Origin of the sequence: Hydrogenophaga sp., from assembly GCF_030651625.1 — a bacterium.
Classification (GTDB): domain Bacteria; phylum Pseudomonadota; class Gammaproteobacteria; order Burkholderiales; family Burkholderiaceae_C; genus Hydrogenophaga.
In genome coordinates, this window is sequence record NZ_JAUSCF010000023.1 from 1 (window position 1) to 12,090 (window position 12,090).

General features: G+C 64.2%; 10 protein-coding genes. 3 read left to right on the forward strand and 7 right to left on the reverse strand.

Translation table 11 applies throughout. The features are described 5' to 3' along the window. Positions 1–133: 133 nt before the first annotated feature. Positions 134–1,333, reverse strand: a complete 1,200-nt coding sequence (locus Q7V46_RS10085; RefSeq protein ID WP_304913413.1) for a threonine ammonia-lyase — start codon at positions 1,331–1,333, stop codon at positions 134–136. A 319-nt stretch (positions 1,334–1,652) separates the two neighbouring features. Here Q7V46_RS10085 and Q7V46_RS10090 point away from each other — a divergent pair, with 319 nt between their 5' ends. Further along, a complete protein-coding gene (locus Q7V46_RS10090) occupies positions 1,653–3,917 on the forward strand; it encodes an ATP-binding protein (protein WP_370690327.1) in 2,265 nt (754 codons plus the stop codon). Between the two features lie 129 nt (positions 3,918–4,046). Here Q7V46_RS10090 and Q7V46_RS10095 read toward each other — a convergent pair whose 3' ends face one another. The 5 genes from Q7V46_RS10095 to Q7V46_RS10115 all read right to left on the reverse strand — a co-directional run bounded on the left by Q7V46_RS10095 (position 4,047) and on the right by Q7V46_RS10115 (position 8,499). After that, positions 4,047–4,772: a glutamine amidotransferase gene (locus tag Q7V46_RS10095; protein ID WP_304913415.1), complete on the reverse strand. Its 726-nt coding sequence runs from the start codon at positions 4,770–4,772 to the stop codon at positions 4,047–4,049. Between the two features lie 172 nt (positions 4,773–4,944). Continuing rightward, positions 4,945–5,289: a hypothetical protein gene (locus Q7V46_RS10100; protein WP_304913416.1), complete on the reverse strand. Its 345-nt coding sequence runs from the start codon at positions 5,287–5,289 to the stop codon at positions 4,945–4,947. 187 nt (positions 5,290–5,476) lie between these two features. Then, the gene (recQ, locus tag Q7V46_RS10105; RefSeq protein WP_304913417.1) at positions 5,477–7,381 is read right to left on the reverse strand and encodes a DNA helicase RecQ; all 1,905 of its coding nucleotides are present in this window, start codon (positions 7,379–7,381) and stop codon (positions 5,477–5,479) included. Between the two features lie 66 nt (positions 7,382–7,447). After that, entirely contained in the window at positions 7,448–7,867 is a 420-nt protein-coding gene (locus Q7V46_RS10110) for a rhodanese-like domain-containing protein (protein WP_304913418.1), read from the reverse strand. 56 nt (positions 7,868–7,923) lie between these two features. Next, positions 7,924–8,499, reverse strand: a complete 576-nt coding sequence (locus tag Q7V46_RS10115) for an MOSC domain-containing protein (RefSeq protein ID WP_304913573.1) — start codon at positions 8,497–8,499, stop codon at positions 7,924–7,926. A 116-nt stretch (positions 8,500–8,615) separates the two neighbouring features. Here Q7V46_RS10115 and Q7V46_RS10120 point away from each other — a divergent pair, with 116 nt between their 5' ends. Then, positions 8,616–9,662 carry a homocysteine S-methyltransferase family protein gene (locus Q7V46_RS10120; protein WP_304913419.1) on the forward strand — a complete coding sequence of 349 codons (1,047 nt, stop codon included), beginning with the start codon at positions 8,616–8,618 and terminating at the stop codon, positions 9,660–9,662. Between the two features lie 497 nt (positions 9,663–10,159). Then, entirely contained in the window at positions 10,160–11,110 is a 951-nt protein-coding gene (locus tag Q7V46_RS10125; RefSeq protein WP_304913420.1) for a TerC family protein, read from the forward strand. Between the two features lie 344 nt (positions 11,111–11,454). Here the strand turns inward: Q7V46_RS10125 and Q7V46_RS10130 are convergent, their stop codons facing one another. Then, on the reverse strand, positions 11,455–12,042 hold the full coding sequence (locus tag Q7V46_RS10130) for a Crp/Fnr family transcriptional regulator (RefSeq protein ID WP_304913421.1): 588 nt from the start codon (positions 12,040–12,042) through the stop codon (positions 11,455–11,457). Between the last annotated feature and the right edge of the window lie 48 nt (positions 12,043–12,090).

Sequence of the window (12,090 nt, forward strand, 5' to 3'; positions counted from 1 at the left end):
GCAACGCATGGAGAAAAGTCCCACTTCGCCCCCGTTTTTCCGGCTGTGGCTACGGCCACAGTCCTCAAAATCGGCGCCGAATTGGGCTCTTTTCCCACGCGTTTCGCTTCGATGCCTTCTGCCGCGCAGGCTCCTAGCCCACCTGCGCCTCGAAGCCCTCGGCCCGCAGCGCCTCGATCACTTGGTCAATGTGTTCTCGACCGCGTGTCTGAAGCACCAGTTCGATCGTCACGTTCTGCGCGGCCAGCAACGTGAAGGCGCGCTGGTGGTGCACCTCGTCGATGTTGGCGCCGGCTTCGGCCACGGTGGCCGTGATGCGCGCCAGGTTGCCGGGCACATCACGCGCATTGACCTGGATGCGCGCCAGCCGACCGGCACGTACCATGCCGCGCTCGATGATGGAGGCCAGCAGCATCGGGTCGATGTTGCCACCGCACAGCACAAGACCGACGCGCTTGCCCGCGAACCGCTCCGGGTGCTTGATGAGCGCAGCGAGACCTGCAGCACCCGCGCCTTCGACCAGCGTTTTCTCAATCTCCAGCAGCATCACGATGGCCTGCTCGATGTCGCCTTCATCGACCAGCAGCAGGTCATCAACCTTCTCGCGGATGATGGCCTGGGTGATCACGCCTGGCGTACCCACGGCAATGCCTTCGGCAATGCTGCTGGCGCCCTGGGGCAGGTGCGTGCCCTTGATGGCGTTGTACATGGCCGGGAACCGCTCGGCCTGCACACCCACGATCTCGATGCCGGGCCGGATCGCCTTCGCCGCCGTGGCCATGCCGGCAATGAGCCCGCCGCCGCCGATGGCCACCACCAGCGTGTCCAGGTCGGGCTGAATGCGCAGCATCTCCAGCGCCACAGTGCCCTGGCCGGCGGCAATGGCTTCGTCGTCGTAAGGGTGCACGAACACCAGGCTCTCGCGCTCGGCGAGTTCCCTCGCGTGGGCACGCGACGCCTCCAATGTGTCCCCATGCAGCACCACCTCGGCGCCGAATCCGCGCGTGCGCTCGACCTTGACGCCCGGTGTGAAGCGCGGCATCACGATCACGGCGCGCAGGCCCAGGCGCTGCGCGTGGTAGGCCACACCTTGTGCATGGTTGCCCGCGCTCATGGCGACCACGCCGCGCGCACGCTCCTCGGCGGTGAGTTGCGCCAGCTTGTTGCAGGCGCCGCGCTCCTTGAACGAGGCGGTGTACTGAAGATTCTCGAACTTCAGGAACACCTGGCAGCCGACGATCTGCGAGATCGTGCGCGATTCCACGAATGGCGTGTCCAGTATCTGGCCGTCCAGCCGCTGTGCGGCCGCCTCAACGTCTTGTCTTGTCAGCATGAAGCGATTGTGACGCCATGCCGGCGCATGCAGCGGGTGCGAAAGCCCGACAAATTCCCCACCCTGCTTGCATCACGCCCTTCCATGAATCATCAAGCTGGGGTATGTTCCGCTTCAATACCGCATTTGGCATGCCCTGGTGGCTTCCGGCGGTGTCAACGGAGGTGTCTGGATGGCCAAACGCACGGTGCAGCCCGTCGAGACTGTGTCTCGCCCGGCGCTGGACCCGAAAGAGTCGCGCGAAGGGCGAAGCCATTTCGTGGGCGAAGGCCGTGTGTTTGTGCCCCATGGCTTGCGTCAGGCCCCGGTGCTCGATCTGATGTGTTCACATTTCGTGCTCACGCTGGCCGCCCGACAAGGCCCGCGTTTCAACGTGCGCCGGGATCTCAACACCATGCTCTCGCTGGCCGGGCGCCACCTGGTCTGGCCACTCACCGTGCTGGCCCGGTTGCGTGATTTCCTGAACCGGCGCTGTCGCGACAACGACCTGTGGAGCGGCCAGGAGCAGCTCTCGATCCCTGCGTTCATGGAACGTTATGGCGTGTGGCGTGGCCCCTACGAAGAGGGCACGCTTTTTTTCTATCTCGATGAATACGCCAAGGAGTCCCCCAAGGACTTGCTGGCGGTGCTGGCGGTGACCGGCGACTGGCTCAGCCAGGCGCTCAAGAAGCAGTCCACGCTGGTGGAGAAGAACATCGACGCACTGGCCGGACTGCTGCAGCTCAACCGGGCCGAACGGGCATTGCTGCTCTACGGCACGCTGGCGCGCTACCAGCGCGACCTGCGATCCATCCTGGTCGAATTCAAGGTGAACAACGCGCCAGAGGCCTACGCGGCCATTGCCGACGTGGCGGGCGTGAAAGCCAGTGAAGTGGGAGAGGCGCTGCGGGCGGGTTCGCGGCTGGAACGCATCGGCATGGTGGAGAACCTGATCTCCGAGCACAACATCACCGACCTGGCCGACCTGATGAAGGTCAGCGAGAAACTGCCTCCGGTGCTGATGCGCGAGTACCGCACCCAGAGCGAACTCATGGCGGTGTTCACCCGGCCTGCCGCCAGTTCGGCCCTGGGTGTCAAGGATTTTGCATACGTGGGCGAAGACGTGCGCTTGCTCTGCGGTTTGCTGCGTGAAGCGGTGGCACGCCGCGAACCCGGCGTGAACGTTTTGCTGTATGGCCCCCCCGGCACCGGCAAAACCGAGCTGGCACGCGTGGTGGCGCATGCAGCGGGACTGGAACTGTTTGAAGTGGAATACGCCGATCGCGACGGCAACGCGCTGAGCGGCCGCGATCGCTACAGGTCGCTGCAGATCGCCCAGGTGTTTCTGAAGGGAACCGCACATTCCGCGCTGCTGTTTGACGAGGTGGAAGACGTGTTCCCGCCCATCTCCAGCGAGGCGGCACAGATCATGGCGCGTGCCGAACATGTGGCGCCCTCACACACCAGCAGCGTCAGCGGCAAGGCCTGGGTGAACCAGATACTGGAATCGAACGCGGTGCCCACACTCTGGGTGACCAACCGCATCGAACAGATTGATCCGGCGTTTCGTCGCCGATTTGCCTATCACCTGGAACTCAAGAGCCCGCCACCGGGCGCGCGCGAGCAACTGGTGCGCAAGACGCTGGAAGGTACCGCGGTGTCTGATGCGCTGGTGGCGCGCCTGACGGAACGCAAAGGCCTCACGCCCGCGCAGATCCGCACCGCCGTGCGTTTTGCAGAATTGGCATCTGGCCCGGGTAAAGCCGGCGCGCGCCGTACGCCGAAGGGGCCATCCAGGGTGGTACCGCTGCTCGACGACCTGATCGAGCGCCAGCTGCGCAATGCCGACCTCGCCCTGGGCCGCCGGCCCGACCTGGTGCAGCGCCCAAGCGTGACCCAGTACAGCCTGGACATGCTGAACGTGGATTCGCGCTATGAGCTGCCGCGCATCATCAACGCCCTGAAAGCGCGTGGGCACGGGTGCCTGTGTTTTCATGGTGCGCCCGGCACCGGCAAGACCGCGCTGGCCGAACATCTGGCCCAGCAGCTCGAACGACCGCTCGTGATCCGGCGCGCCAGCGACCTGGTGAGCAAGTTCGTGGGCGAGACCGAGCAGCAGATGGCCGCCATGTTCCGCGAGGCCGAGTCGGAAAAGGCGGTGCTGCTGCTGGACGAAGCCGACAGCTTCCTGCAGGACCGCAGGGGTGCGCAACGCACCTACGAAGTGACCGAGGTGAACGAGATGCTGCAGGGCATGGAGCGTTTTGCCGGCATCTTCATCTGCACCACCAACCTGATGGACAGCATCGACCAGGCGGCGCTGCGGCGCTTCACCTTCAAGATCCGCTTCAAGCCGCTCACGGCGGTGCAACGCGAGACCATGTTCGTGACGGAAGCGCTCGATGGCGATGTGGCGCGGTTCGACGCAGGGCTGGCGGCGCGACTGCTGAAGCTCGATCAGCTGTGCCCGGGTGACTTTGCAGCGGTGAAACGCCAGGTGGAGATCCTTGCGGAGGCGCTGGCGCCCGAGGAATTCATGGCCCAGCTCGAAGCCGAGCACCGCATCAAACCGGAAGTGCGCGAATCTAGAACCATTGGGTTCTAGATTCTGCTGGCCCACCCCCGCGCTGCGCTTTCAGCGCGTCACCCCCTCAAGGGGGCAACGCTGGCGGCCCGGCGAAGCCGGCTCCGCGGCGTTCTGAACCAAGGCACTTCGCGCTCACGGATGTACGGTTTATGGGGTTCGAGCCAGTCGTGCGAACGTGGCCAGCACCGATGCCGCTTCGGGGGTGTTTTTCACTCTCGCGCTGATCTGAGTGGCGTCTTGACCTTCGCGTGCCATCGTCGGGCCCAGACATTCGAGGTAGGCCCGTAGCGCTTCGCCCGAGAATTCCGGATGGAACTGCACGCCCCAGGCGTTGGTGCCCCAGCGAAAGGCGTGGTGCGGCTCGTGGGCGTTGCTGGCCAGCACGACCGCTCCGGGCGGCAGGCGCCGCACCGTTTGCCAGTGCACGGCCTGGGCCTCGAAGATGGATGGCAGGTGGCCCAGCAGGGGATCGTCCTGGGTCTGCGGGTGGCGCTGCACCTTCACCGTTCCGATCTCGACGCCTTCTGGGTGGTGGGTCACTTCGCCGCCGAGTGCGTGCGCCAGCAACTGATGGCCATAGCAGATGCCCAGCGTGGGCACGGAATGCTTCACCGCCTGCTGCAACCAGGGCACCAGCGCCTCGCTCCAGCGCTCGCGGTCGCTCACCATGGCGTGGGAGCCGGTGATCACGATGCCGGAAATGCTGTGCAACGGCGGCGGGGGCTGGTCACCCCGGGCGTCGTGTGTCCGCACCTTCGCACCGCCCTCTCGCAGCCCGACGGCGATCCAGTCGTCAAAGTCGCCCAGGCGCTGGCGGATGTGGGCGTGGGTGCGGCCGGTTAGCACGATGAGGATGGGGAGGGCGCTCGACATGGCTGCAATTTTAGGGAGCCGGATGGTGAATGCCGGGGCTCAACCTCATGAGGCGGCAGCGAGGCCCCATTCAAAGGCAAAAAAAGCCCGTCACATGGACGGGCAAGAGGAGAGAAGAAAGTTGAAAAGGAAGCGATTGCATGAGGCAGAGAAAAGCCCCTGATTCTGACGCTCAGTGCACCAGGGCCATGGGACCGGTGGGCAGCTCGTCGGGCGAGTAGTCGGGGTGGTGATCGACCAAAAACCGAAGTTTCTGGTCCAGCCGCGCCACGCGGGTGTGCGCAATGCTTTCGCAATGGTGTTTTGAAATCAGCGCGAACAGCTTGCTGCGCAGGAACCAGAGGTCCTTGGGGCTCTCGCACATCATGAGCGAGGCCTGCAAACGGGTGCGAACGGGATCCTTGATGTCGGACATGGCATCGTGAAACTCGTCGACGATGAAGTCCAGTTCCAGGACCTGTGTGTCGTGGTAAGTCTCTTTCGACTTTTTGCCAAACCAGGGCAGTTTGAAGAACATGCCGCACTCCATTTGTGATGTTCGGGGGTTCGCCGGGAACAGCCCGGGCTCATCCGCTTCATCGACCAAACGGTGTAAGAGCTTGAGCTTTTCTTCAGAGAAAAGGGGGTCTCACCGACAGGCGGTCGGCCTTAAAAATGGGAGTCCCACATAGGTAGACAGTCGCAGTCGAAATGACTGTTCGTACCTACCCGAAAGCACTCACCACACGTAATACGTCCGCGCCGTAGGCTTCTCGCTTTTTCTGGCCGATGCCAGAAATGCCGTCCAGATCGGCATCTGTCTGGGGGCGGCGGGTGGCGATGGCGCGCAGCGTGGCGTCGTGAAAGATCACGAACGCCGGCAGGTTGTGCTCGCGCGCCACTTCAGCGCGCCAAGCCTTGAGCGCATCCAGGCAATCGCGCTCGGCCAGACTCAGCGGCTGACCTTCTGGTGCCGTGGTGGCACGGCCTGCGCGACTCGCCCGAGCGCCACGCGAACGTTCGGCTTTCTCGCTGACCTGGCGCAACCAGATTTCCTGCTCACCCTTGAGGATGGCGCGCGCCGCGTCGGCCAGGTGCAGGGTGTTGTACGGCGCGTCGTTCACCTGCACCGCCTCACGGGCAATCAGGTGCCGCAACAAGGCGCGCCACTGGGTCTCGCTCATGTTGGCGCCGATGCCGAAGGTGCTGAGCTTGTCGTGGCCGTACTGGGTGACCTTGTCGGTCACCTTGCCCCGCAGGATGTCCATGATGTGGCCGGCGCCAAAGGCGTTGCCGCTGGACTGCTGCACACGGTAGATGCACGACAGCAGTTTGCGCGCCGACTCGGTGGCGTCGATCAGTTCGGGCGGATTCAGACAGTTGTCGCAATTGCCGCAGGCTTTGCTGTCTTCTCCGAAGTACTTCAGCAAGCGCACACGTCGGCAGTCGCTGGCCTCGGCCAGCACCAGCAGGGCGTCGAGCTTGCCGCGCAGCACCTGCTTGAACTCGTCCGCCGCCGGGCTTTCGTCGATCATGCGGCGCTGGTTCACCACGTCCTGCAGACCGTAGGCCATCCAGGCGTTGGCGGGCTCACCATCGCGGCCGGCCCGGCCGGTTTCCTGGTAGTAGCCTTCGATGTTCTTTGGCATGTCCAGGTGGGCGACGAAGCGCACGTCGGGCTTGTCGATGCCCATGCCGAAGGCGATCGTGGCCACCATGATCAGACCTTCTTCGCGCAGAAAACGGTCCTGGTGGCGCTGGCGCATGGCGGCGTCCAGACCCGCGTGGTAGGGCAGGGCAGACAGGCCTGCGCTCACCAGCATGGCCGCCACTTCCTCCACGCGCTTGCGCGACTGGCAGTAGACGATGCCGGCGTCGTGCACGCCATTGCCGCCAGTATGTTCGTCTCGGATGAAGCGCAGGAGCTGGGTGGTGGCGTCTTTTTTCTCCACCAGCTGGTAGCGGATGTTGGGTCGGTCGAAGCTGCTGATGAACGTGCGCGCGGCCTCCAGCTGCAGCCGCTCGATGATGTCGGCACGGGTGAGGTCGTCGGCGGTGGCAGTGAGTGCCACGCGCGGCACGCCGGCGAAGCGCTCGTGCAGCACCACCAGTCCGCGGTATTCGGGCCGGAAGTCGTGCCCCCACTGGCTCACGCAGTGGGCTTCGTCGATGGCAAACAGGCTGAGCTTGCCCCGCTCGTGCAGCGAGTCCAGCAGCGCCAGAAAGCGCGGTGTGGTCAGCCGTTCGGGTGCGGCGTACAACAATGTGAGCTCACCGCGCAGCATCTGCTTTTCAATGCGCTGCGCGTCTTCGCCGGACAGGCTGGAATTCAGGAACGCAGCGGCCACGCCCGCCTCCAGCAGCGCGCCCACCTGGTCGTGCATCAGCGCAATCAGCGGCGAGACCACCACGGTCAGGCCCTGACCGGCGCGCTCGCGCACAATCGCGGGCACCTGGTAGCACAGCGACTTGCCGCCGCCGGTGGGCATGAGCACCAGCGCGTCTCCACCCGCGCAGACGTGCTGCACGATGTTGGCCTGCGGGCCGCGAAACGCATCAAAGCCGAACACTTCGTTCAGCACGCCCAGGCTGGTCTCCAGCACCTCGCCTTCAGGGGAAATGTCAATCATGAATCGATCTGTTGGGTTCTGGGTTCGCGTCTTCGTCCGTGGAGGCGAACAGGGTGCCACTGCGGGTCACATCTGTTCCCATGGAAGGCCATCGAACCGCCATCCATTCAGGCTGGAGCGTTTGAACGCATCGTTGAGCTCGCCTTCAAAGCCGTGCACCACGTGCGCCACTTCCTTGAAGCCCGCTGCTTCCAGCGCCATTCCGGCGTCGAGCGTGCGCTTGCCACTGCGGCAGATCAGCAGCACCGGCCGCTCCTTGTTGCCAGCTTCGTCCTCCACCGCCGCCGCAAATCGCGCCGGATCGGGGGTCAGGTCGGGGTATTCGTACCAGGGAATGTTCTCTACGCCAGGCGGCCGACCCACGTAAAGCGACTCGATCTCCATGCGCACGTCGACGAACAGCGGTGCGTCCTGGCCCAGCGCGGCGCGTCGCGCGGTCTCGGCCTGCAGCCATGCCCAGGCTTCCTTGGGGAGCAGGTGATTCATAAGGGATATTGTCGGGCATGGGCCGTCCGGGACTCAGGCCGCTGTCATGCGGCCTCCTAGACCGGCTCAAGTGATCGATGCGGGGCCACAGGCAGTCTGACCGTGATGAGGTCACCGGCCCGCACCACGCCGCTCGCCGTGACCACACCCATCACGCCCGCCTTGCGCACCAGTGCTCCGTCCGACGAGCGGTCCAGCACGGCAGCCATGAGCCCTTCCTGGAACCGGTTGAGCTGGTGACAAGGGTTGCGCAGCCCCGTCAGTCTGACGATGGCGGACGGCCCCAGGTGCAATTCGGTGCCCACCGGCAGCGCAAGAAGATCGAGATGGCGGGTGGTGATGTTTTCGCCGATCTGACCGTGTGACACGGAGAAACCCTGGGTGTCCAGTTCCTCGAGGAGTTCTGCGTGAATGAGGTGAATCTGTCGCAGGTTCGGTTGCCCGGGATCGCGTGCGACCCGGGACCGATGCTGCACCGTGATGCCGCAATGGGCATCACCCTCGACCCCCAGTCCTGCGATCAACCGAATCTGCTCGACTACCCCTTTCGAGAAAACGTGTGCCGCCTCACTGGCGACGGCCTGGACGATTGGTTGCGGCGAGTCATTCAATGAAATGTCCTCCGACGCCATGCGTTGAACTGAAAGGTGAGTTGAACCGTGACGCTCACGGATGATTATTCTGCACATCGGCAAGGACGGATGATCCACTGCGCGCGGCAACCGCCTGACTTCCTACAATCGGGTCCATGACCACCCCGACCTACACCCGCGCCCAGGCACTGCCCGCCATCCTCTCGCAACGCATTGCCATTCTGGATGGCGCCATGGGGACCATGATCCAGCGTTTCAAGCTGGGCGAGGCGCAGTACCGGGGCGAGCGGTTCAAGGACTTTCACAAAGACGTGAAGGGCAACAACGAGTTGCTGAGCCTGACGCAGCCGCAGGTGATCCAGGACATTCACGAGGGCTATCTGGCCGCTGGCGCCGATCTGATCGAGACCAACACCTTTGGTGCCACCACGATCGCGCAGGAAGACTACGACATGGCCGATCTGGCCCGCGAGATGAACCTGGCTTCGGCCCGCATCGCCCGTGCGGCCTGTGACAAGTTCAGCACGCCCGACAAGCCGCGCTTCGTGGCCGGCGCCCTGGGCCCTACGCCAAAAACCGCCAGCATCAGCCCCGACGTGAACGACGCTGGCGCCCGCAATGTGACCTTCGAGCAATTGCGTGCGGCCTACCACGAGCAGGTGGAAGCGCTGGTGGAAGGCGGGGCGGACGTGCTGCTGCTGGAAACGATTTTTGACACGCTCAACGCCAAAGCCGCGCTGTTCGCCATCGACGAATACTTTGAAAACAGTGGCGAACGCCTGCCGCTGATCATCAGCGGAACCGTCACGGATGCCTCGGGCCGGATCCTCAGTGGGCAGACCGTGACCGCCTTCTGGGCCAGCGTGCGCCACCTGCAGCCGCTGGCGGTGGGCCTGAACTGCGCTCTGGGCGCCACCCTCATGCGCCCCTACATCCAGGAACTGGCCAAGGTCGCGGGCGACACCTTCATCAGTTGTTATCCCAACGCCGGCCTGCCCAACCCGATGAGCGAAACCGGCTTCGACGAAACGCCTGAGGTCACCGGCCGCCTCCTGCGCGAGTTTGCGTCTGAAGGGCTGGTGAACATTGTGGGCGGCTGCTGCGGCACCACGCCTCAGCACATCGAGGCCATTCGCGTCGGCGTGGAACCGCTGGCGCCACGCAGTCTGCGCAAGGACTTCTTCTACCGCGAAGCTGCCTGATTGGGCCCACCCCCGCAGCGCTTCGCGCTACCCCCTCCAGGGGACGATACACCAGTGGCCCGGCAGAGCCGGTTCCACGGTATCTCTGGATGAAGGCACTTCTCGCGGACGGAATCCTTGCTTATCGCGTGGTTTCGGTCTTCAGGCGCACGGGGTGGCGCTTCGGGCAAAAGAATCCGATCCCTGTCTGGGCCGCGCATGAGGGCAAAGTTGCGACAGTCCTGTGGTTTGTTTCACGAAAGGCGCGTTCGTAGAACGTGAGCCAAGGGCTTGAACATGGTGCATAAAACGCCAATGCAGCATAATCGACCGTCCCATCAAGGGGAGTAGTCGATCAGCCAGCGGGTTTTCAGCCCGCCCCGGCTGAAGGGGTTTTCGTCAGCACGCTGCTTTGGCCATTCAGGCCGGGGCGGCCGGAAACCTCAGGCCGGGCGCCATGCCCAGGCCCTGGCAAGACCTTGGGGGTGTTTTCAACACCACCAATCGAGGTCTTTCTCATGGAATCAATTGCGCCACCCTGGCTGTGGCTTGTGTTCGTCGCGTTCGTGATCGCGGCGCTTTTCGTGGACTTCGCCGTGCTCAAGAAGCAAGGCTCCCACGAGGTGGGGGTGCGGGAGGCCCTCTGGTGGTCGCTGGCCTGGGTGCTGCTCAGCCTGGTGTTCAACGCGATGTTCTGGTGGGCGGTGAAGGACATGTCCGGCTCCACGGCCGTGGCCAACGAGAAGGCGCTGGAGTTCCTGACCGGCTACCTGATCGAGAAGAGCCTGGCGGTGGACAACATCTTCGTCTTCCTGCTCATCTTCACCTACTTCGCTGTGCCGCCCGCGTTCCAGAAGCGCGTGCTGATGATCGGCATCATCGGCGCCATCGTGCTGCGCACGGTGATGATCCTGGTGGGCGCCTGGCTGCTGGACCAGTTTCACTGGATTCTTTATCTGTTCGGTGCCTTCCTCATCCTCACCGGCGTGAAGATGTGGTGGGCCGCCGGCCAGGAAGAAAGCCTGGACGACAACCCTGCGCTCAGGCTGCTGCGCAAGGTGTTGCCGGTGAGCAAGGAATACGACGGCGAGAAGTTCTGGACGCTTGAGAACGGCAAGAAGATTGCCACGCCGCTGCTGATGGTGGTGGCGCTGGTGGCCATGACCGACGTGATCTTCGCAGTCGACTCCATCCCGGCCATTTTCGCCATCACCAAGGATCCGTTCATCGTGCTGACCAGCAACGTGTTCGCCATCCTGGGCCTGCGAGCCATGTTCTTTTTGCTGCAGGCGGCCGCCAGCCGCTTCCACCTGCTGAACTACGGCCTGGCGGTGATCCTGGTGTTCATCGGCACCAAGATGATGATCATCGACATCTACAAGATCCCGGTGGCGATCTCTTTGGGTGTGGTCATGGGCATTCTGGTGATCACCATGATCTGGAGCTCGAAGACCGCTCCGAATACGTAGCACCCCCCTGCGCCGCTGACGCGGCTTCCCCCCTCCGTAGCGCGCCTGCGGCGCTTCGAGGGGGGACGGCAGCTTGGGCCGGCGGAGCCGGACCCTTGCTGCCCTTGGATTTGGCTGCCCTTCATTGGCGGAGAGGCTGAGGTATGCGCGAAACCTCAAGCGCGAGGAGCGAAGGGGAGTCTACTGACAGTGTCCAATCCAAGAAGCCACCGGCGCGAAGTGCCCCAGTCCAGGGGCAGCCAGGGACGGCTTTGCCGGCCCGAGATGCCGTCCCCCCTCGAAGCGCCGCAGGCGCGCTACGGAGGGGGGAAGCCGCGTCAGCGGCGCAGGGGGGAGTGCCGAAGCTACTCCATCAATTTGTCGATCTCGTCCTGCATCGTCTGCACCAGCTGGCTGTAAACCTGCAGTTTGTGCCGGTTGTCGCGCAGGCGCTCGGCCAGGCGCTGGGCCACAGCGGTCATGAGCTTGGCGGCGGTGGTGGGTTGTTCGGCAATCAGGCTTTCGAGCGCCTGGCGGTCGAGCACGGCGCAGTGCACGTCGGTGCTGGCGGTGCAGGTGGCAGAGCGGGCGGCGCCGTCGACCAGTGACATCTCCCCGATCAGGCTGCCGGGCCCCACCACGTTGACGGTGACCGGTTCGGCCCGGCTGGGCATCAGCGACTCCACCGTGATCTCGCCTTCCAGCACCAGTACCATGAATCCGGTGTCGACGGTTTCACCCTGCCGGATGATGATGGTGCCCGTGCTGTGGCGGCAGGGCCGCATGAAGCGCACCACGGTCAGCGCCTCGACTTCGTCGAGCTGCATCAGGGCGGTGGGCGCTCGCAACAGGAAAGCCGCTTCATGGGCGCTGGCCGAGCCTTCGACCTGCAGGGCGTTTTCAGTGGCGCGGACACTGCGCCGGCTGCCGAACAGCATGTCGAGGAATGCCATGGTGGGGCGGTGGTGGGAGGGTTTGGCCGGCGTGCGGCAACGACGTGA